Here is a 19,886-nt window from a genome sequence, read left to right as displayed (position 1 = left end):
CCATTCCGAACCCGGAAGCTAAGCCTGCCAGCGCCGATGGTACTGCACTCGACAGGGTGTGGGAGAGTAGGACACCGCCGGAACATCATTCGCGAGAGCCCCCGACTTCGGTCGGGGGCTTTCGTCGTTTCTACACCGGTACCCGCAGGCACTTTCCTGGCGGCTATGCTGGCCGCACCGCGCCGAGGGAGTGGAAATGGTTGACGTCAGGCAGGTTTGGCAGAATCCGGTGTTCGGTGCTTTCGGCGCCCGGGTCTACGATGCGGTCCTCGACCGCCCTTCGTTCGCGAGGCCGGTGGGTCGGGCGCTGTGGGGGTGCGACACCGATCGGATGTATGCGGCGATGGATGTCGTAAACCAGATCTCGCACGGCGCAAGCATTTTGGATCTGCCCGTCGGTGGCGGCGTCACACTGCGCCGTCTCGATCCATACCAGAAGGTTCGCTACGTCGCTGTGGATATCTCCGACAACCAGCTGAGCGCGGCGCGGCGCGTTGCCGAGCGCCATGGTCTGTCCGAGATCGAGTACGTGCGAGCGGATGTCGTCGAGCTGCCCTTCGCCGATGACGAATTCGACCTTGTGGTCACCTTCGCGGGCCTGCACTGTATGCCCGACCCGGGTGCTGCGATTGCGTCGCTTGCCCGTGTCCTTCGCCCCCGTGGCACTGTGGTCGGCAGTTGCGTGGTTTCCGGGGTCTCCGGTCGCTATGACCGACAGATACAGGCCCTGGGTGCGTTTGGTGTGTTCGGTCCGCCGTGTACCGCTGACGACCTGCTCGGTTGGCTGGATACGGCAGGTCTGAGCCGAGATGATTTCTACTGCAACGGATCTCTCGCGCAGTTCGTCTCAATGAAGCGGTAGCCGGCGATACGGAGCGGGCGGCATAGCGGTCGTGCGTTGAGCCCAGGTGAATGGGGTGTCCGGGGGTCGCGGTGATCGGGTGCCCGGCCATGGACGCGGTCGGCCCGGTCTTCTGGAAGTTGTGCGGTGCGGCGGCCGCGCGGGTGCGGGCAGGCTGGTTAGCGTGTGTCTGTGATGAAGCATGCCTGGTCGGCCTTCGTTGGTCTGCTCATTGTGCTGGCAGGGATCGCCCTGCCGGTCTCGGCAGCGCCTTTGGCAGCTACCTCGAATGTGGTCACCATCGACACCGGACAATTGCGTGGCAGGCAGTCTGCCGGTCTGCGGTTGTTCGAGGGGATTCCTTATGCGGCACCACCGGTAGGGGAGCTGCGCTGGCGGCCTCCCGCGCTACCGGCGTCGTGGTCCGGCATACGAGATGCCATCAATGCGGGCCCGAGTTGCCCGCAGGGAAACGGTGCGATCGAGGTAGTGAGTTCTGGCGTCGCGAAGTCGGAAGACTGTCTGTACCTGAATGTTTCGACGCCGAGCACGCTGCCGGTGGATGGGCGCCATTTGCCGGTATTGGTCTGGATTCACGGCGGGAGCTTTGCCAGCGGGTCCGGCGATACGTATGGCGCGGGCCCGCTCGTCACCAGCGGCGATGGCGATGTCATTGTCGTGACAATCAACTATCGGCTCGGGACGCTCGGATTTCTTGCCGCGACGGCGCTGGATGACGGCTCGGGTTCTGGCAATTACGGTCTGCTCGATCAGCAGGCTGCATTGCGGTGGGTGCAGCACAATATCGCCGCGTTCGGCGGCGATCCGGATCGGGTCACCCTGGCAGGCGAGTCCGCGGGTGCCAGTTCGGTGTGTTCGCAGCTGGCCGCGCCGAGCTCGCGGGGACTGTTCGGTGCCGCGATCATGCAGAGCGGGCCGTGCGCGAATGCAGTGCCGATGGCTCGCGCGATGAGCGATGGCGACACCTATGCGGCGCGGCACGGTTGCTCAGGACCGGATGTCGCGGCCTGTCTGCGTGGCCTGCCCGACGGTGTGCTGGTGGCGGATCCGGTTACTGCCACCGTTTCCGGTGGCGCGTTCCTGCCCAGTGGTCCGCGGGCGGCCGTGCGGGGCGGTGCGATACCGCAGCTACCGATTCTGGTCGGTGCGAACCACGATGAGATGGCGTTGCGGGTGTACATGATGTACGGGGTGGGCATGCCGCTGACCGCGGAGGGGTATCACGACGCGTTGGTCGCTGTCATGCCGGATCTGACGCCGGAGCAGATCACGAGCGTCGAACGCCGATACCCGGTGTCGGACTTCGCGCAGCCTGCGCTCGCACTGACCAGGGCGTGGACCGATCGAACGCTGTCCGGGCTGATCGTCGAATATGCGGAATTGAGCCGAACCAACGCGACCTCTGTGTACTCGTTCGACGATCCTGCGCCGCTCGCGCCACCTTCCAATTTCCCGATGGGCGCTTATCATGCGAGCGAGTTGTTCGGGCTGTTCAGCATGCGCGACCTGAGCTGGGTCTACAGCGCGGTGATGAGTTCGGATCAGCGGCGTCTCGCCGGCGAAATGCGAAGGTATTGGAGTCGTTTCACCATCACAGGTAGCCCCGATCCCGCCGGACTCCAACCCATCCCCGCCTACGATTCGGCCGCGCCGCAAGTCATGTCGTTCCGGCCCGACGGAAGCAGGCTCGTCGAGAACTATGCCGCCGAGCATCAGGCGGACTTCTGGTCGACCATGCCGACCCGATGGTAGCCGTTGCGGTGCGCGGGCCTCGCGCACCGCAATGACTTGTGCGTCAGATCTTGCGGATGACAGTGACGACCTTGCCGAGGATCCGCGCGTCGTTGCCCGCTATCGGCTCGAACAGCGGGTTGTGCGGCATAAGCCAGACGTCCTTGCCGGTGCGTTTGAAGGTCTTGACCGTCGCTTCACCCTCGATCATCGCGGCTACGATGTCGCCGTTGTCAGCGACGTTCTGCTGACGCACGACCACCCAGTCGCCGTCACAGATCGCCGCGTCGATCATCGACTCACCGACGACCTTGAGCAGGAACAGCGATCCGTCGCCGACCAATTCACGGGGCAGCGGGAAAACGTCCTCGACCGCTTGTTCGGCCAGGATCGGACCACCGGCCGCGATTCGGCCGAGTACCGGGACGAAGGTCGGTGTCGGCTTGCTCGGATCGGATTCCTCGACCGAGGCCAGGCTGGTGACCGCGCGGACCGCCTCGTCCAGACCGCGGACGTCCACGGCGCGTGGACGATTCGGGTCGCGCCGGAGAAAGCCTTTGCGCTCCAGCGTCCTGAGTTGGTGGGCCACCGACGATGTGGAGGTCAGCCCGACGGCATCGCCGATCTCCCGAATACTCGGCGGGTAGCCGCGCTCGCTCACCGAGGTACGGATGACCTCCAGTACCTTGCGCTGACGCACGGTGAGATCCGCCCCGGCGCCGGATGGGTCGGTGCCTCCTACGCTCTCGTCGCCCGTGTCGTCTGTGTGGCTCACCGCAACCGCCCTTCACCTGTCGTTGATTTCGTCTTCCGAATCTAGTCCGGTCGAGCCGATGTTTCAAACATCTGTTCGAGGCATGTCGGCGTTTCTGCTGACTTTGTCGTTGCCTCGTGGTAGAAATCGAACACAAGTTCTTCGAACACGTGATCGAATAGCTACCCCATCGAGTCTCCAGTCAGCAGCCCACCGCGGAGGTTTGTCCGATGAGCACAGCGATCAGTGACATCAGCACCATCGGCGCGACCGGCGCCGTCGAATCGGCCGAGGTCGATGTCGATCTCGGCTTCGATTCCGTTCCGCGCGTGCGGGGCCCGCATCGCGGTGCGGTGCGGGCATTCGGCTCGGCGCCGCGGTCTGTCGCCGACCGGCGCCCCCGTGGAAACAGGCCGGGTGGCACGGTGGCGCTGTACGAGCGCCGCATCCGGACAACGCCGTCGGTGCGGCAGGCTCGGGGCCCACACCCGGTGGAGATGGTCGAGCGGGCTCAGGTCGGTTTTGCGGTGCTCGCGGTGGCCGCACTGCTGAGTGCGTTGGTTGTGACGGCATTGATCGGGCTCGCGCACCTGCGGGCGGGCACTTTCGACAAGGGTGGACCGACGACGGCGCCCGCGGTGTTCGAGCAGCGGAACGTCGACGGGCGACTCGTTCCCGACGTGGCCGGGCCCGGGGTATCGCGCTGATGCGCGCGGGGGTGGCGGAATCGGCCACGAAGGGTGGCCGAATTTGTTGATTGCAAAGTAGAACATGTTGCTACTGTCCTGAAAACGTGACTCAGGCAACAGGATTCCATGCGATGACGCACCTCAGTACCGCTCGAACCATCGCCACTACCGACCGACCGAGCACCGGGGGACGATCAGGCGGTTCCCATCGGCCCGGCATGATCGCTCGGCTCGGCTCGGCCGGACACTTCCCCCGACTGTTCGCCCGGGTCGTCGGGCTGTTCGCCTGTCTCGTCATCGGATTCACGGCGATTCCCGCAGCACATGCCGCTCCCGCGTATGAGATGTATCTGGATCTGCCCACTCTCAACGGTGACGGCGCTGCGGGAGGCGGCTTGAACCCGGTTGTCCCGCTGGATGAACCAGTCTTGCGTGCGGCGCTCGGCGCGGCCAGAGCCGACGGGGTCGCGCCGCGACGGTATGCCACCCTGCTGCATCAGTATTGGCTGGTGGTCTCCACCCGCAACGCCGCGATAGACCTGGCGACCTGGGATCCGGCGCGTGGCGTGCGCGCCAACCAGAACACGTTCAATCTGGTGTACGTCAACTACTTCCGGCTCGCCAACCAGCATCCGGAGTTCTGGTGGGCGGGTCTCGCCGGCATCGCGGGTGGCTCCTTCGCCTCGGGTTTCTTCGATCTCGGTGAGAGCGGTGTTGTGCTCGACCTGCCCGGCATTCATCAGCTCGGCAACGCGGTGGCCGACCTGTTGCGCGGTACTCCAGAGGAATTGGTGCGCAAGGTGCCTGCAGACATCAGGTTGCTCGCCACCGAGGGCGCGCGCCTGAGCCCCGAGGACATCGCCTGGTATCAGACCCGGTTGATGATCATGCAGAGGCACATTTTCACCGACCTGGTGCCCATGCATGAAGCCTATGTCGCGCTGGGGATGGCGGGGATCGACGAGATGTATGCCGCGGGGGTGATCGACGCGGATATCCGTGCCGCCTGGCAGTCGATCGACTCGCACACGCAGGACGGGTACGAGGACGCGCTGGTCCGGATGACCGATCGTGAACAGAATCGGGTCATTGCCGATCAGTGGGACGCGACCTCCGCAGGTCGCGGCACGATAGGCCGAGTGCTCACCTACGTGAGCACCGTGGCGGGTAAGCCGGCCGTTCCAGGCGTCCTGGCGCCGGGGGTGTTCGCTCCGGCGACCGTCCGCGCCGACATTGCCGGACGCACCGTGGCGCTACGTACCCCGCTGCCGGACTTCAACTGGGCCGACCGGAACACCCGCTGGACCTACATCACCGGCGACCTGGTGCCGCGCCATGTGGACATGGAGCGCAATCCGCCGTTCGCCGCCGCCTGGCTCGGTGAGTCATTCTGGAACAAGCTCGCCCGCGGCCGGATGATCCAGCGAATCCCCGAACTTGTCGCGGACATGACCACGCAGTGGCGGATCGGCGAGTGACGCGAGGGAAAGCCACCGACTCGGCCCGGGTATCCTCGAAGTGCTATGGACGTATAGGTCTAGACCCCTGTACACGTGCTCGCCGGAATGGTCACCCCAATCGGCGCCCGGCCCGGACGCGAGCGCGCGCATCGACGAAGGATTTCCCAGATGCATTGCCCGTACTGCCGACACCCTGACTCGCGGGTCGTCGACTCGCGTGAGGCCGAGGAAGGCGCGGCCATCCGCCGCCGTCGTTCCTGCCCGCAGTGTGGCAGACGCTTCACCACGGTCGAGACCGCGATTCTATCCGTGGTCAAACGCAGTGGCGTCACCGAACCGTTCAGCCGCGAGAAGGTCATCCGAGGGGTGCGTCGTGCCTGCCAAGGACGCGAGGTCGCCGAGGACGCGCTGAACCTGCTGGCCCAGCAGGTCGAGGACGCCGTGCGGGCCAAAGGTTCGCCGGAAGTGCCGAGCCACGAAGTCGGACTGGCCATTCTCGGCCCGCTGCGTGATCTCGACGAGGTCGCCTACCTACGCTTCGCCTCGGTCTATCGGTCCTTCACCTCCGCCGACGATTTCGAGCGCGAGATCGCCGACCTGCGCCGACATCGTGACGAGGCGACGGTCGCCGCGACCGTCGACTGATGCCACGCTGAACCGAACAGCTTTACCTAGCGACGTATCGCGTCGATCGCCTTCTCGATGCGCTTGGCCGAGACTGGGTACGGTGTGCCGAGCTTCTGGGCGAACAGACTTACCCGGAATTCCTCGATCATCCACCAGATTTCAGTGACCGCGGCGGCGTGTTTGTGGTTGTCCGGAAGGACGGCGATGAGTCGGTCGTAGGCGGCCAGCGCCCGGTCGAGCTCGATCGTGGCCTGACGATCGCGGACGGCCGAGCCGGGCAGCGACTCCAGGCGGACAGTCGCCGCCTGCAGATACCGGGGCAGTTCGCGAAGCCGGGTGCCGCCCCATTCGGAGACGAAACCGGGGAACACCAGCTCGGCGAGCTGATGGCGGACATCCTCGGCGATGTCGCGGTCGGTGGCCACCGCGAGCGCCACCGAAAGCTGGTGTGCCCCAGCAAGGACCGGGACAACCAGGCGCACGAATCGGATGACGGTGTCCGCGAGCTTCGGCCGGGTGGCCGCGACGAGGGCATCGAAACGGTCGGGACTGCGAACAGGGCCGCCCGCGGCGGCGATGAGTTCGTCGGCGGCCGCGGCCCGACAGTCCTCGACGAGAGCTTCCAGTGAGCCGTACGGGTTCTGGCTCAGCGCAAGCCGATCCGTGGCCGACAGCCCGGCTGTCACGGCACGCGGCGAGGTGGGGATCGCACGCAGGATCAGCGCGCGTGTGCCGGCCCGCATCGCTGCGGCCTGTTCCATAGGGGAGCTGAGCACCCGCACCGCGACACCGTCGCCCTCCGGCACCAGCGCCGGATAGCCGGTGACCGTCTGACCGGCCACTTCGCGGCGGACGGTGGACTCGACCGTGCCGAGGGATTCCGAGGTCCATACCATGGCGGGGGCCCGCTCCGCGCCTGCGGTGGCACGGGCGACGGAGGCGGAAACCTGTGTGGCCAGTTGGGTTTTCAGCTGAGAGAGACTCTTGCCACTGGCCAGGGTGCGCCCGGAGGCGTCGGTAGCCGCGAAGGTCATGCGCAGATGGTCGGGCAGCGCGGCCGGGTCGAGATCCTTCGGCGTGATCGTCACCGAGCCGAGGCGCGACAGCTCCCGCGCCAGACCGGTGCGCAGCGGTTCGGCGCGCGGGGTGAGCGCGGCCAGTGCCGCCGCCGCGAAGTCGGGTGCCGGAACAACGGTGCGGCGCAACGTCTTCGGCAGTGTCTTGATCAGGGCTGCGGCGAGCTCGTTGCGCATGCCCGGCACCAGCCAGTCGAACCCGACCGGCCGAATGTGGGCCAGCTGTGCCACCGGGATGCGGACCGTGACGCCGTCGTCGTCGTTGCCCGGCTCGAATTGGTAGGTGAGCGGGAAGCTCAGCTCGCCTTGACGCCACGCATCGGGAAAATCGGTCGGATCGAGTGTCGCGGCGCCCTCGTTCACGACGGTGTCGGTCGAGAAATCCAGCTGTGCAGGATCTTTGCGCTTTGCAGTACGCCACCAGCTGTCGAAATGCCGCACCGACACGATGTCGGCCGGGATGCGCCGATCGTAGAACTCGAAGAGCACCTCGTCATCGACGAGGATGTCGCGGCGACGGGCGCGATGTTCCAGATCGGCCACATCGTCGAGCAGGGCGCGGTTTCCGTGGAAGAACTCGTGGTGGGTCTGCCATTCGCCCTGCACGAGTGCGTGTCGAATGAACAGTTCGCGCGACAGCTCAGGATCGATGCGGCCGTAATCGACGGGGCGGCTTGTCACCAGCGGGACGCCGTAAAGAGTGACACGCTCGTAGGCGCGTGCGGCGCCGCGCTTGGCGGACCAATGCGGTTCGGAGTAGGTGCGTTTCACCAGATCTCCGGCTAGGCGCTCGGCCCATTCCGGTTCCACCCTGGCGGCCATTCGGCCCCACAGCCGCGATGTCTCGACCAGTTCCGCGGCCATCACCCAGCGCGGCGGCTTCTTCGCGAGGGAGGAGCCGGGGAAAATCATGAATTTGGCGTTGCGCGCCCCGACGAATTCGCGTGATTCCGCCTCTCGGACGCCGATATGCGACAGCATGCCTGCCAACAGTGCCTGGTGGATCGAGGTGGAATCCCAGGGGGTGCCGTCCTCGCCGAGGGGCGTCGTCTGCGCTGTGGTCTCGGGCTGTCTACCGCGTCGCGATCCGCTCTGTCCGGATGCGGCAGCAGGGGAGGTGTTGTCGGCCTTGGGTTTCGATGCACGTCTGTCGCGCTGTCCGCGGCGTGGACTTTGCTCGCCCGCTGCTGGGGAATCGGATAGCCGGCCGCTGGGGGCGCCGCCGTCTGCCTGCGTCGACCAGCCGAGTCCCCGTGTGATGGTCCGCAGTTGCCCGTGTAGGTCCTGCCATTCCCGAATTCGCAGGTAGTGCAGGAACTCTTCGCGACACATCCGCCGGAACTGATTGGCGGACAGCGACTTCCGCTGCTCGGTGAGGTACTCCCATAGCCGTAGGTGGGCGAGGAAATCCGAGCCGTCCACGACGAACCGTGCGTGCTTGGTGTCGGCGGCCTGCTGGTGGTCGGCGGGGCGTTCGCGCACATCTTGGATCGATAGCGCGGTCACGATGACCAGGACATCGGCCAGGCAGCCGTTGCGATTCGCCTCGACAAGCATGCGCGCCATGCGCGGATCGACCGGTAGTTGCGCCATTTCGCGCCCGATCGGCGTCAGTGTCAGCGTGGCGTCGCCGGTCGGCTCGCTGTCGAGAACCGGTAGGTGTGCGGCGCTGTCGTCGCGCTGCAGTTCCGCGCCCGCGCTCCGGTCGGAACCGTGCTGTGCCCGTTCGTCGATCTCGGTCGGCGGGGGTCGCCGCCGCGTGGGTTTCGTGGTAGCGCGTGGTGCGAGAGCCCCGAGCTCCTCCAGCAATGCGATGCCGTCGCGGATGGCGCGACGGTCCGGCGCCTCCACGAACGGAAAGTTCTCGATGTCACCGAGGCCGAGCGCGGTCATCTGCAGGATGACGGCGGCCAGATTGGTGCGCAGGATCTCCGGTTCGGTGAACGCGGGCCTGGATTCGAAGTCGTCCTCGGAGTAGAGGCGGATGCAGATGCCGTCGGCCACGCGACCACACCGCCCGGCGCGCTGCCGGGCCGAGGCTTGCGAGACCTCTTCGATGGGCAGGCGCTGCACCTTGGTGCGCATCGAATACCGGGAGATGCGCGCAGTGCCGGGGTCGATGACATAGCGGATCCCGGGCACGGTGAGCGAGGTCTCCGCGACATTGGTGGCGAGTACCACACGACGCCCGGGATGCGGGGCGAACACTCGGTGCTGCTCGGCAGTCGACAAGCGCGCATACAGCGGGAGGATCTCGGTGCGCGGGAGTTTCAGGTCGCGCAGCGCATCTGCGGCGTCGCGGATTTCGCGTTCGCCGGACAGGAACACCAGGACATCGCCGTCGCCCTCGGTGAAGAGTTCACCGACCGCGTCGCCGATGGCGTCGACCGGGTCGCGGTCGACGATCCGGGTGTCGTCATCGTCTTCGTCGTCGGAGGAGCCGGGGAGTTCGAGTGCGAGTGGCCGGTAGCGGATCTCCACCGGATAGGACCGGCCGGAGACCTCGACAATCGGTGCGGGAGTATCGGATTCGTCACCGAAGTGGCGCGCGAACAGTTCCGGGTCGATGGTCGCGGAGGTGATGATCACCTTGAGATCGGGCCTGCGAGGCAGCAACTGTTTGAGGTACCCGAGCAGGAAATCGATATTGAGGCTGCGTTCGTGCGCCTCGTCGATGATGATCGTGTCGTAACGGCGCAGTAGCCGGTCGCGCTGGATTTCGGCGAGCAGGATGCCGTCGGTCATCAGCTTGACCAGCGTGCGATCGGACGCCTGATCGGTGAACCGCACGGTGTAGCCGACAACATCACCGAGTTCGGTGCCGAGTTCCTCGGCGATGCGTTCGGCAACGGTGCGCGCGGCCAGCCTGCGCGGCTGGGTGTGTCCGATCGTCCCGCGAATGCCGCGGCCGAGCTCCAGGCAGATCTTGGGGATCTGGGTGGTCTTACCGGAGCCGGTCTCGCCTGCCACGATCACCACTTGGTTCTCGGCGATCGCCTTCGCGATGTCGTCGCGGCGCGCGGATACCGGCAGCTGTTCGGGGTAGCGGATTTCGGGTACCGCCGCGCGGCGGGCCTCGATGCGCCCCTCGGCCGCCGCGATATCGACCGCGACGGCGGTGAGATCGTCGCCGCGGGCCCGGTCCAGGCGTCGGCGCAACCGGTGTTCGTCGCGGAGGGTTACGGAGGCCAGGCGGTCACGGAGCTCGCGGAGAGTCGGGTCGGCTGTCCTGGTCATTGCGTCTACCAGCGTAGCGAAACGCTCGTGCAGACCGCTCGTCGAACCCCGCGCGGGTGATGGCATCCAGTGAGCACACCACGCGTGACGGCGGTGACACCGAGCGGAGTTCACCCGTGAAAACCATCCTGATGTGCGACGATCCAGAAATGACCGCCAGTGCTGCTCCGCTGTGGATTCGTATCCCGCGCTTCGCGTTTGCCGCGCTCGGCCTCGTCGCTCTGGTGTGGATACCTATCCGCAACTTCGACGACTCCGCCTTCTCCGCCGCCAACTACTTCAGCTATTTCACCATCCAGTCCACCGTTCTCGCTGTCATCGTCCTGGTGGTCGGCGCCGTGCGTGACCCCCGCGACCGCCGATGGCAGGCCATCCGTGGCGCAACCACGCTGTACCTGCTCATCACCGGCGTCGTCTATGCCGTCCTGCTCGCCAAGGTCGAGGTGATGCTCACCGACAAGTGGATCAACGACGTCGTGCACCGCATCCTGCCCCTCGTCGTGATGCTGGACTGGGTCCTGGTCCCGGCAACCCTCGGCATCACCCGCACACTGATCGGCGCCTGGCTGATATACCCGGCCGGCTACGGCGCGTACACCCTCATCCGGGGCCCGATAGTCGACTGGTACCCCTATCCCTTCCTCGATCCCCGCGAGCAGGGTTACATCTCGCTGATCATCGGTCTGCTCATCCTCTCGGGCGTCTTCGCGCTTCTCGCCGTCGCCGTCGTCTCGCTCGGCGCACTCGTTGCCCGCAGGCGGGAACCTGCCACGACGGGCTGAGTGCGGTCACTCACCCCTCGGGTGCGTTCGAGTTCAGCTGGGCGTGCCCGACAGCGGACCGGTCGGCACCGACAACGGCCAATACCCGGCGGCACCGGCCGCCACCGGCATCCTCCTGAGCAATGGTCTGGCACTTCCCGAGCTATGCAACAATCGCACCGTGAACGCCGTCGGGATGGCTCCATGGTGGGTCGTGTCCTGCGTTTCGGGTTCGCTGGGCTGGGGATGGTGGCTGATATGTGGTCCGATCCACGACCATGGATCGTTCGGCTACCCGCTGGACAACCAGTGCCGATGGCGATGATCGCGGACTGGGCGTTGGTGCCGGTGACGATCAGGGGCAACGGTCCGCTGATCGCGGGCCGGCTGGCCTACCCGGTGACATACGGCGCACGCACCCTGTTCCGTGGCGTGTTCGTGGAGTGGTATCCGTACCCGTTCATCGACCTGCGGCATCGGGAATATGGGTCGATGACCATCGGATCGGTGGTTGTGGTTGTGGCGTTCGCGCTGCTCGCGGCTGCCGTCGCCGCCTTCGGCGATCCGAGCGGCGCTGGTGGGGTACGGACGAATGATTCGGTTCTCGAGGTAAAGGTGGTTGGTATGAGTGCGCTATGGCACGGGTTCGCCGATATGGGGGCCGTCGAACGGGACGGGGCGTTCGTCGTCGCGCGTGGGGAGGGCGCCTACATCTGGGACGCGGCCGGCACCAGGTATCTGGATGCGACCGCGGGCCTGTGGTTCACCAATGTCGGGCACGGGCGCGCCGAGATTGCCGACGCCGTCGCCGCGCAACTGCGCACCATCGCGCACTACTCGAACTTCGGCGACTTCGCCGAACCCGCCACCCAGCTGCTCGCGGAGAAGTTGGCGACGATTGCACCGGTGCCCGACAGCAAGATCTTCTTCACCTCCGGTGGCTCGGACTCGGTCGACACCGCGGCGAAGCTGGCCCGGCGGTACTGGCATGAGATGGGGCGGCCGGACAAGACGATCGTGGTCGGCCGTCAGCGCGCTTATCACGGAATGCATATCGCGGGAACGGCATTGGCAGGCATCCCGGTCAACCGGGAAGGCTACGGCGAACTGATGGCCGATGCTCGCACCGTGGCGTGGGATGACGCGAAATCGCTGCTTGCCTTGATCGAGGAAATCGGCGCCGAACGCATCGCGGCGTTCTTCTGCGAACCGATCATCGGCGCCGGCGGTATCTATTTGCCGCCGGACGGTTATCTTGCCGAGGTCCGCCGTATCTGCCGCGACAACGACATCCTGTTCGTGGTCGACGAGGTCGTCACGGGTTTCGGCCGTATCGGCGGATCCTGGTTCGCCTCGTCCCGATTCGATCTCGAGCCCGACCTCATGACCACCGCCAAGGGCCTGACCTCCGGCTATGTTCCTATGGGTGCGGTCTTCATCGCCCCACGCGTTGCGGAACCATTCTTCAGCGGGGGCGTGTGGTGGCGGCACGGCTACACCTACGGCGGTCATGCCGGCGCCGCGGCGGCCGCGCTGGCCAATCTGGAGATCGTCGAGCGCGAGGGCCTGCTGAACGAGGCGAAGCGCCTGGAATCGACCCTGCACGAGAAGTTGGCACCGTTGGCTGAGCATCCGCGCGTTGCCGAAGTGCGCAGCGGGCTCGGCGCCGTCGCCGCGATCCAGCTCGCCGACCCCTCGGAAGGGCTTCCTCTGGTGAAAACGCTCCGTGCACACGGTGTTTCGGGTCGCGCGGCGGGCCAAGGCGCGATGCAGATCTCGCCGTCGTTCGTGATGACCGACGATCAGGTCACCGAGCTGGTCTCAGGGTTCACCGCAGCCCTCGGCTGAGTCCACAGGCTCGTGGCGGTCAGTGCGGGAACGAACGAGGCGGCCGCGGGGTGATCTGGGCTCGATACTGCCCGATCCGCAGCGATATATCGGCGATATCCATGGTGTCCTCCAGGGTTGGCAGATACGCGTTGCGTGCTGCCAGCCCTGGCAGGTCGAACGTGAAGTACATCGCCATCAGCGGGTTGACGAAAAGGTCGGTAGCCCGGCTTCTGCCATCGATCGGCACGTGGCCGTGCCGCCCGGAGAGTGCTGCCGCGATCTGCCCGTTGACCAGGCTCGGTCGCTTGGGTGTCAGCGCGGCGGCATGCTCGACGGCCGCGCGGTAGCGTCGAGCTTCCGGCGAATCACCGGGTATCGAGAACGTGCCCAGATAGGCGCCTGCCGTGTCGAGCTCGGCGATGTTCTCGAGCACCTGAACATGATTGACCCCGTGGAACGCATCGATGCCGAATCCTAGCGCGGCGACCAGTCGTACCGGCGTCTCATCGATTCCGGCGACCGCGGCCAGACTGGCCGCGTCCTCCTCGGGGGTGCCGAGCAGATACTCGTCGCCGCGAAGCAGGATGTCGGTCCCGCCGTCGATCAATACGACGGCGTCTATGTCGAGCAGCTCGAGCAGCGTCCGATACGCGGCCCGCAGCTCCCGGACGCCGGTGCGCGGAAATGCATAGACCGTCGACGGCTCGTCGTGCAGCGCGAGCCACCTCGCGAGGGTGCGTTCGGGAAAATAGTTCTCCGGGCCGGCGACGTCGGGCGTGATCACCGCGACGCTCCCGTTCAACCACACCGCAGGGTCGAGCGTCTCCAGTCGGGTGAACGAGAGATTGGCCAGGTGGACCGAGACTCCTGTCCTGCGGAGCGCGAATGCCAATGGGAGACCGGCGTATATGTCGAATCCACCGCCTGCCCCTGCGATCAGCACCGATGTGCGACCGTCGAGGCGAGTGAAAATTTCTGGGGTGCGCATCGGATCGGTCCGATTCGGTCAGAGGGTGCGGGTCATGTAGACGCTGTGCGGGTCGTCGGTGTAGTCGGCGAACGGAGCGCAGCGTTCGAAGCCATTGCGGGCATACAGGCGTTGGGCGGGGCCGTAGAAGTCCGAGGCGCCGGTTTCCAGACTGAGGCGGCGGTAGCCGCGAGCGCGAGCCGTCGTGATGATGTGGTCGAGCAGGTGTGCGGCGACGCCGCGACCGGTGTGGGCGGCGGCAGTGCGCATGGACTTGATCTCGCCGTGGGTGGGATCGAGTTGTCGAAGAGCACCGCAGCCGAGGAGGTCGGTGGCATCCGACACGCTCCAGAAGGTGATGCCGGGGGCACGCAGTGCTTCGAGGTCGAGGGCATGCATGCTGCAGGCGGGGGAGTTGGCCTGCATTTCGGCCAGGTGCTCGCCGAGTAGCGTGGCGATCCGGGGAGCGGAGAGGTCGTCGACGATGATCTGGACCGGGGGCGTGGTTGTCGACACCCGTGGTGCGTGCGGTCGCAGTAGTTGCTCAGGGATGTCGCTCGGCATTCGTCCATCATGGATCGGAACGTCGGGTAATGGGGGTGGATGGGGTACCGCTCACTCGACGAACCCGTCCGATACGCCTTACTGTGAGGGCGCTCGCCCTCACCTCGGGTACGGCCGACCATGCAATACCCGCCTCGTTGGGTGCGGACCAGCAAGCCCTCGGCTGCGAGCACACACCACGGTCGACGGCGTTCGGTCAGGCACTGCCCAGCAGGGGAGCTGAATCATGAAGTTGACCAACAAGGTCGGGGCGCTGGCCGCTATCGCGGCCCGCCGGGCCGGCGATGAAATGTATTACGCCGCGCTCATGGTCCGCGCCGGACTCGCGGCACCGGAGCGCCCGGACCGGCTCGCCAGGATGGGCGTGGCGGTGCTGCGCTCGGGCATGCTCGGCGGGCTCACGACGGTGGCCGCTCTGCGCTATCGGGATCGCGCCGCCATCATCGACGACATCGGGACCGTCACGTTCCGCGAACTCGACGAGCGCAGCACCGCGCTCGCCAACGCGTGGCGCGCCCGAGGTCTGCGCGACGGTGAAGGCGTCGCGATTCTGGCGCGCAACCACCGCGGCTTCCACTACGCGGTGTTCGCCGCGGCCAAGTGTGGTGCCCGAATCGTATTGCTGAACACCGATTTCGCGGGTCCGCAGCTGCGTGAGGTCGTTGCCCGCGAGGGCGCCGATCTGCTGGTCTTCGACGACGAATACTGCGGCATGCTCGGTGATCTCGCGCCGCGCCGGGGCCGCTATCGCGCCTGGGTCGACAAGCCGGGTGTCGACACCCTCGACAATCTGATCGCCGGCGGTGCGCACACGCCGCCGCGTCGGGCCACCACCACCGCCAAGATCATCCTGTTGACCAGCGGCACGACCGGCACCCCGAAGGGGGCGCCGCGCGGTGAACCGACCTCTCTGGCGCCGCTGGGCGCCATCCTCGGCAAGGTGCCGTTCCGGGCCCGCGAGATCACCGAATGCCCTGCGCCACTATTTCATACGCTCGGCTTCGCACATGCCATCCTGGCCGTCGGCCTCGGCTCCACCCTGGTGATCCGGCGTCGCTTCGATCCGCTGGCTGTGCTCGACAGCATGGGCAGACATCGCGTCACTGCGCTGATCGCCGTACCGGTCATGTTGCGGCGTATCGTGGATGTCGGACCGAAAGCCGTTGCTGGACAACACTTCCCGTGCTTGCGCATTATCTTCGTCGCCGGTTCGCAGTTGGGTGCCCAGTTGTGCGTTCGGGTGACGGCGGCCTTCGGTCCGGTGGTCTACAACGTTTATGGATCCACCGAGGCGGCGTACGCGACCATTGCCACGCCCGCCGAGCTTGCTGTCGAGCCGGGCTGTGTCGGCACCCCAGTGCCCGGCACCGTCGTGAAGATCTTCGACAGCAACGACACCGAGGTGCCGGCCGGTGCGACCGGCCGCATTTTCGTCGGCAACAGCTACCAGTTCGAGGGCTACACCGGCGGCGGCGACAAGGCCCGCATCGGCGGCCTGATGTCGACCGGCGATGTCGGCCACTTCGACAGGGCGGGAAGGCTTTTCGTCGACGGACGTGACGACGACATGATCGTCTCCGGTGGCGAGAACGTCTTCCCCGGCGAGGTGGAGGAACTGCTCGCCACGCACCCGGCCATCGCGGAGGTCAGTGCGTTCGGCGTCGCCGACGAGAAGTACGGCCAGCGCCTGCGCGCGGCGGTCGTCGTCCGCGAGGGGCACACCCTCACCGAAGACGAGGTCCGGGAGTACGTCAAGACCCATCTTGCCCGCTTCAAGGTCCCCCGCGACGTGCTGTTCATCGATGCATTGCCGCGCAATCCAACCGGAAAGGTGCTCGTGCGCGTGCTGCGTGAGTTGTTTGACTGATCTGACCCGAGCCGCTACATGATGCCGAGCATGCGGCGCATCGAGTGGCGCAGATGCACGGGATCGGGCGTGGCGGTGCGGAACCAGCACGTGGGCGGCACCACCAACAGCCCGCCGCGCTGGTGCTCGACACAGTCGACGATGGCGTCGGCCACCACCTCGGCGTCGGGCTCGAAACCAGGCGCGACGGTGCTGACGGTGACACCCTGTTCGGCGAGTCCGCGGTGCAGCGCCGCGCCGAGCCCGACCACCGCATGCTCGGTCGCGCTGTAGACAGCGGCTCCGAGTGTGGCGGTGACCCCGACTGCCGAGCCGATGTTCACGATCTGGCCGTGACCGCCGGACCGGCCGCGGCGTCTTCAGCGCGGCTGTGGTGGCGACGATCTCGTCGAGTGCGCGTTGTTCTTCGAACGATTCGAGGTAGAGCAGCGGGAACCGCGCCTGGAGCAGCTGCGTGAGGGTGCGGCGAAAGGGATGCGCGGATCGGATCATAGCCGCGTGGCCGAAAGGCCTCCGTCGGAAAAGGGTGTCCTAAGGGTGGGCGGGTGCGAGCATGGAGGTGCTGCCCGCGACGAGAGGTGGTGGGGTGTGGCGGAGTTCGTTCAGGAGTACGCCGCGTTGCGGTGGTCGGTGGTCGTGGCGTTCCTGTGTGCGTCGGCGATCGTGGTTGTCCGGTTGGCGACGCCGTCCGCGGCCGGCGCGGCGCCGCGGTCGGCAGGGGATGTGCAGGCTGCATATGCTCGGCGGCACGATCATTCATCGAGTGACGGCGACGGGCCGAATGCCTGTCACGAGTCCGATGCCGCACATCTGATCATGTGCCTGGTCATGTTGACCATGCTGGTCTTTCCAGCAGGGGCGAACCCGCTGGCATTACGTGGGGTGCTGACCGCGCTGACGGTGGTATTCGCGGTCCTGCTCCTCGGCAGAGTCGCAGAGTGGCACGGCGAGCGTCGTGCGATGCCAGCCGATCGGATGGTTGCGCTCGGATACCACGTCGTAGCGGCGGGAGCGATGCTCTACGCGATGTCGGGGCATCGGGACGTCGGACACGGCGGCGGACCCGAGCCCGGCCCCGCCCTGGTTTTGGCGACGCTTTTCGCCGTGGACGCGGTCGTGGCGATCGTCGCGGTGAGCGCGGGGTGGCGGTATCACTGGCTCGGTCATCCTGACGGTGCGTCGACCGGTCGAGTGCTCTCCTCAGCGATCGTTCCCCACGTCGTGATGGACGTGGGGACCGCCTACATGCTGATCGCCATGGTCTACGGGTGACCTCAGATGTCGATGACCGAGTCCGCGACGACGCGTCCGCCGAGACGCACCCAGCCGTCGGAGTCCCATTCAGTGAACAGCTGGGAGCCCTGGCCCTGGGTGATCACCAGGCCACGGCGCAACAGTGCGGTGAGTGCGACGGCAGCGGCACCGGTGGCCTCGTCTTCGGCGATGCCCATGGCGGGTGCGAACATCCTGGAGCGCAGCGCGCCGCGGTGCTCGTCGGTCCACACCCACAGGTAGTGATGTCCGGTGGGGAAGTCGTCCGGGTTCAGTGCCACCAGCTCCTCGACGTCGGCGAGCTGATGAAAGGTGAATTCGGGCGCCCATTCGCCCCGGGCTGTGATCCAGGTGAGACCGTCGGTCAGTTCGACGGCCACCGGTCCCGCGGGCATATCGAGCACCTGTACCTTGATGCCCTGCTCGGCGAACCACCACCCGGTGCCCACCGATGGGTGACCCGCGAACGGCAGTTCCACGGCGGGTGTGAAGATCCGCACCCGGGCGGATCCCTCGACGGGGTCGTCGACCACGACGGTTTCGCTGAAACCGACACGCGCTGCGAGCGCCTGCCGGTCTGCGTCGGCAACCTCGTCCGCCCGGGCAATTCCCAGCTCGTTTCCGAACCGTCCGGCCGCGTCGGTGAACACCCGCACAACCTCGACCCGTGTGCTCGTGACCTCCAGCTCATCCTGTGTGCCCATGGTCGTGAGCCTACCGGGACTTCGGACGTGCTCCCAGGCATGGATATGGTCGAGATCCGAAGGGCCGACTAATTGAGCAACTGGCCAGCTATCTATCTGCGCCCACTTGGGGGTGACCCGCTGAGCGCTCCGGATATTGTCCGATAAGTCCGAATTGTCGCTCGGTGATGGGGGATTGGTCACATAGTCGGAGACGCACAACGAAATATCATCGGGGCATCGTCGGAGATCCCGGTGTGCTCGCGTCATCGGGTGTCGAACACGCGGCCAGGTCGGGCATGGCCTCGGTCAGCAATTGCCGGGCTTTCGCGGGCAGCTCATGGTGGACGGCTGCGGTGAGGTCGCGATGGCGTTGGGCATGATCGAGGAAAGCGCCCTTGTTACCGGGTCGGTCGACCCGTTCGGCAAATACCCGTAGGGCTCGGGCAGGGAATCGCCTCGCGGACGCGAGTAGCGCCGTCGTGGTGGAGTCGCGCCATGATTCGTCGGAGAGGAAGTGTATGGCCGCGTCGTTGGGTAGTTGGGCGAGTATGCGCCCCAACTTGTCCGCTTTCGGCGCGGAAGCGTTGCCCCAGCCTTCCTTCCAGATCCGGATGATGACATCCGCGGCGGGCGGTCCGAGCTGAGTGGCGAGGTTGAACAGCAGCGCTGGGTTGCGATGGAGCATGCGCCAGTCCGATCCGAGCAGATCGACTACTCGGTGCGCAGGGTCGTGTCTGTGACGCAGGCGAGCAGCAAGGTTGCTCCGGCCTCCCCCGCGGACAATCCTGGTTCGGCGAGATCGCTTGTCACCCAATGCTGTTCGGTGGGAAACAAGTACGAGGTCAGCAATCGGATCGGCAGGGTCGCGTCATGACGCAATCGGGCCGCGGCCGCCACCGCGTCTGCATACTCCGCGTCGTCGGACGTCGCAAGTATGGCCCGTAGGCGTCGGACGATGGTGACAGGCGGATCGGGGCGGCCTGCCACGACCCGGTGGTTCTCCGGGTTCGAATTTCGGTACCGCTCATTCGGTGCGAGCGAGTCGAACTCGCAGTGGATGCCCGCGAGCGCGATCGTGATCGATGTGGCGAGTGCGAAGCCGTGCGTGCGGACCAGATAGTCCGCTAGATGCAAGTTGTTGTCGTTGTACCTGCCGAGGCTGTCGGGATTCAGCACGTAGGCATCGATCGCGACTGCTGCGCAGACGGCGGCGCCGATCGGATCGGCGCCGGGCGCGGATAGGTAGGTCAGACCATGCTGTCGGAATACGTTGTGCGAGCGGGGGTGTTGTAGCACCGAGCGGATCTTGTCGGCCGACTGCGCCAATGTGTCGGCTACCGCTGCGGCTGCCGCACTGTTCACCGTGGTTTTTGGGGTGGGACCGAGCCCCCGGAACGGATCGGATTTCGACCACCACGCGGTCGGTACTTTCCAGTCGTCTTCGTTCGTCGGTGGTGGTGTGCGGACGGCCATCGGCTGGTCTCCCTCCTCGGCGCTGGGTGT

The 19,886-nt window shown here is 66.2% G+C and carries 16 protein-coding genes and 2 pseudogenes; 10 read left to right on the top strand and 8 right to left on the bottom strand.

Going from position 1 to position 19,886, the window contains the following annotated elements; genetic code table 11:
• The first annotated feature begins 196 nt into the window (after nucleotides 1–196).
• Together AB0M74_RS05550 and AB0M74_RS05545 are read left to right on the top strand one after the other, a co-directional pair.
• The gene (locus AB0M74_RS05550) at nucleotides 197–862 is read left to right on the top strand and encodes a class I SAM-dependent methyltransferase (RefSeq protein WP_364901884.1); all 666 of its coding nucleotides are present in this window, start codon (nucleotides 197–199) and stop codon (nucleotides 860–862) included.
• Nucleotides 863–1,036: 174 nt separating this feature from the next.
• A complete protein-coding gene (locus AB0M74_RS05545; protein WP_364901980.1) occupies nucleotides 1,037–2,614 on the top strand; it encodes a carboxylesterase family protein in 1,578 nt (525 codons plus the stop codon).
• A gap of 43 nt (nucleotides 2,615–2,657) precedes the next feature.
• Here the strand turns inward: AB0M74_RS05545 and lexA are convergent, their stop codons facing one another.
• Nucleotides 2,658–3,293, bottom strand: coding sequence for a transcriptional repressor LexA (gene lexA, locus AB0M74_RS05540; protein WP_364901979.1), 636 nt, complete (start codon nucleotides 3,291–3,293; stop codon nucleotides 2,658–2,660).
• A 284-nt stretch (nucleotides 3,294–3,577) separates the two neighbouring features.
• On the opposite strand from lexA, the gene AB0M74_RS05535 reads away from it, so the two are divergent.
• The 3 genes from AB0M74_RS05535 to nrdR all read left to right on the top strand — a co-directional run bounded on the left by AB0M74_RS05535 (nucleotide 3,578) and on the right by nrdR (nucleotide 6,141).
• Nucleotides 3,578–4,054, top strand: coding sequence for a hypothetical protein (locus tag AB0M74_RS05535; protein WP_364901883.1), 477 nt, complete (start codon nucleotides 3,578–3,580; stop codon nucleotides 4,052–4,054).
• A gap of 113 nt (nucleotides 4,055–4,167) precedes the next feature.
• Nucleotides 4,168–5,514 carry a hypothetical protein gene (locus tag AB0M74_RS05530; RefSeq protein WP_364901882.1) on the top strand — a complete coding sequence of 449 codons (1,347 nt, stop codon included), beginning with the start codon at nucleotides 4,168–4,170 and terminating at the stop codon, nucleotides 5,512–5,514.
• A gap of 150 nt (nucleotides 5,515–5,664) precedes the next feature.
• Nucleotides 5,665–6,141, top strand: a complete 477-nt coding sequence (gene nrdR, locus AB0M74_RS05525) for a transcriptional regulator NrdR (RefSeq protein WP_328403605.1) — start codon at nucleotides 5,665–5,667, stop codon at nucleotides 6,139–6,141.
• A 26-nt stretch (nucleotides 6,142–6,167) separates the two neighbouring features.
• On the opposite strand, the gene hrpA is transcribed toward nrdR, so the two are convergent.
• On the bottom strand, nucleotides 6,168–10,436 hold the full coding sequence (gene hrpA / locus AB0M74_RS05520) for an ATP-dependent RNA helicase HrpA (RefSeq protein ID WP_364901881.1): 4,269 nt from the start codon (nucleotides 10,434–10,436) through the stop codon (nucleotides 6,168–6,170).
• A gap of 149 nt (nucleotides 10,437–10,585) precedes the next feature.
• Here hrpA and AB0M74_RS05515 point away from each other — a divergent pair, with 149 nt between their 5' ends.
• From AB0M74_RS05515 to AB0M74_RS05505, 3 genes and pseudogenes are all read left to right on the top strand, one after another.
• Nucleotides 10,586–11,218, top strand: coding sequence for a Pr6Pr family membrane protein (locus AB0M74_RS05515; protein ID WP_364901880.1), 633 nt, complete (start codon nucleotides 10,586–10,588; stop codon nucleotides 11,216–11,218).
• Between the two features lie 144 nt (nucleotides 11,219–11,362).
• Nucleotides 11,363–11,734, top strand: a pseudogene (locus AB0M74_RS05510) (Pr6Pr family membrane protein); the annotation flags it as partial.
• An 87-nt stretch (nucleotides 11,735–11,821) separates the two neighbouring features.
• The gene (locus AB0M74_RS05505; protein WP_364901976.1) at nucleotides 11,822–13,045 is read left to right on the top strand and encodes an aminotransferase class III-fold pyridoxal phosphate-dependent enzyme; all 1,224 of its coding nucleotides are present in this window, start codon (nucleotides 11,822–11,824) and stop codon (nucleotides 13,043–13,045) included.
• Nucleotides 13,046–13,064: 19 nt separating this feature from the next.
• Here the strand turns inward: AB0M74_RS05505 and AB0M74_RS05500 are convergent, their stop codons facing one another.
• The gene (locus AB0M74_RS05500) at nucleotides 13,065–14,015 is read right to left on the bottom strand and encodes a DUF1152 domain-containing protein (RefSeq protein ID WP_364901878.1); all 951 of its coding nucleotides are present in this window, start codon (nucleotides 14,013–14,015) and stop codon (nucleotides 13,065–13,067) included.
• An 18-nt stretch (nucleotides 14,016–14,033) separates the two neighbouring features.
• The gene (locus AB0M74_RS05495; RefSeq protein ID WP_364901876.1) at nucleotides 14,034–14,558 is read right to left on the bottom strand and encodes a GNAT family N-acetyltransferase; all 525 of its coding nucleotides are present in this window, start codon (nucleotides 14,556–14,558) and stop codon (nucleotides 14,034–14,036) included.
• Nucleotides 14,559–14,784: 226 nt separating this feature from the next.
• Between AB0M74_RS05495 and AB0M74_RS05490 the strand changes: the two genes are divergently transcribed.
• The gene (locus tag AB0M74_RS05490; protein ID WP_364901874.1) at nucleotides 14,785–16,425 is read left to right on the top strand and encodes an acyl-CoA synthetase; all 1,641 of its coding nucleotides are present in this window, start codon (nucleotides 14,785–14,787) and stop codon (nucleotides 16,423–16,425) included.
• 14 nt (nucleotides 16,426–16,439) lie between these two features.
• On the opposite strand, the pseudogene AB0M74_RS05485 reads toward AB0M74_RS05490, so the two are convergent.
• Nucleotides 16,440–16,754 (bottom strand): annotated as a pseudogene (locus tag AB0M74_RS05485) (SDR family NAD(P)-dependent oxidoreductase); the annotation flags it as partial.
• A 259-nt stretch (nucleotides 16,755–17,013) separates the two neighbouring features.
• On the opposite strand from AB0M74_RS05485, the gene AB0M74_RS05480 reads away from it, so the two are divergent.
• Entirely contained in the window at nucleotides 17,014–17,697 is a 684-nt protein-coding gene (locus tag AB0M74_RS05480) for a DUF5134 domain-containing protein (RefSeq protein WP_364901872.1), read from the top strand.
• Nucleotides 17,698–17,699: 2 nt separating this feature from the next.
• Here AB0M74_RS05480 and AB0M74_RS05475 read toward each other — a convergent pair whose 3' ends face one another.
• From AB0M74_RS05475 to AB0M74_RS05465, 3 genes are all read right to left on the bottom strand, one after another.
• Nucleotides 17,700–18,401, bottom strand: a complete 702-nt coding sequence (locus AB0M74_RS05475) for a PhzF family phenazine biosynthesis protein (protein ID WP_364901870.1) — start codon at nucleotides 18,399–18,401, stop codon at nucleotides 17,700–17,702.
• A gap of 208 nt (nucleotides 18,402–18,609) precedes the next feature.
• The gene (locus AB0M74_RS05470; protein WP_364901868.1) at nucleotides 18,610–19,068 is read right to left on the bottom strand and encodes a hypothetical protein; all 459 of its coding nucleotides are present in this window, start codon (nucleotides 19,066–19,068) and stop codon (nucleotides 18,610–18,612) included.
• Between the two features lie 26 nt (nucleotides 19,069–19,094).
• Entirely contained in the window at nucleotides 19,095–19,856 is a 762-nt protein-coding gene (locus tag AB0M74_RS05465; RefSeq protein ID WP_364901866.1) for a hypothetical protein, read from the bottom strand.
• Nucleotides 19,857–19,886 lie beyond the last annotated feature (30 nt).

The sequence above is a fragment of the Nocardia sp. NPDC051463 genome, assembly GCF_040681975.1.
Classification (GTDB): Bacteria; Actinomycetota; Actinomycetes; order Mycobacteriales; family Mycobacteriaceae; genus Nocardia.
The sequence above is the reverse complement of the archived record's forward strand: the minus strand, read 5'-3'. Positions and strand labels throughout refer to the sequence as shown.

Excerpts from the sequence above, each read along its gene's own strand:
- AB0M74_RS05490 (WP_364901874.1), top strand. The coding sequence starts at position 14,785 with ATGAAGTTGACCAACAAGGTCGGGGCGCTGGCCGCTATCGCGGCCCGC.
- AB0M74_RS05515 (WP_364901880.1), top strand. The coding sequence starts at position 10,586 with ATGACCGCCAGTGCTGCTCCGCTGTGGATTCGTATCCCGCGCTTCGCG.
- AB0M74_RS05505 (WP_364901976.1), top strand. The coding sequence starts at position 11,822 with ATGAGTGCGCTATGGCACGGGTTCGCCGATATGGGGGCCGTCGAACGG.
- AB0M74_RS05465 (WP_364901866.1), bottom strand. The coding sequence starts at position 19,856 with ATGGCCGTCCGCACACCACCACCGACGAACGAAGACGACTGGAAAGTA.
- hrpA (WP_364901881.1), bottom strand. The coding sequence starts at position 10,436 with ATGACCAGGACAGCCGACCCGACTCTCCGCGAGCTCCGTGACCGCCTG.
- AB0M74_RS05475 (WP_364901870.1), bottom strand. The coding sequence starts at position 18,401 with ATGGGCACACAGGATGAGCTGGAGGTCACGAGCACACGGGTCGAGGTT.
- AB0M74_RS05500 (WP_364901878.1), bottom strand. The coding sequence starts at position 14,015 with ATGCGCACCCCAGAAATTTTCACTCGCCTCGACGGTCGCACATCGGTG.
- AB0M74_RS05530 (WP_364901882.1), top strand. The coding sequence starts at position 4,168 with ATGACGCACCTCAGTACCGCTCGAACCATCGCCACTACCGACCGACCG.
- AB0M74_RS05470 (WP_364901868.1), bottom strand. The coding sequence starts at position 19,068 with ATGCTCCATCGCAACCCAGCGCTGCTGTTCAACCTCGCCACTCAGCTC.
- AB0M74_RS05550 (WP_364901884.1), top strand. The coding sequence starts at position 197 with ATGGTTGACGTCAGGCAGGTTTGGCAGAATCCGGTGTTCGGTGCTTTC.
- AB0M74_RS05545 (WP_364901980.1), top strand. The coding sequence starts at position 1,037 with ATGAAGCATGCCTGGTCGGCCTTCGTTGGTCTGCTCATTGTGCTGGCA.
- nrdR (WP_328403605.1), top strand. The coding sequence starts at position 5,665 with ATGCATTGCCCGTACTGCCGACACCCTGACTCGCGGGTCGTCGACTCG.
- AB0M74_RS05535 (WP_364901883.1), top strand. The coding sequence starts at position 3,578 with ATGAGCACAGCGATCAGTGACATCAGCACCATCGGCGCGACCGGCGCC.
- AB0M74_RS05495 (WP_364901876.1), bottom strand. The coding sequence starts at position 14,558 with ATGCCGAGCGACATCCCTGAGCAACTACTGCGACCGCACGCACCACGG.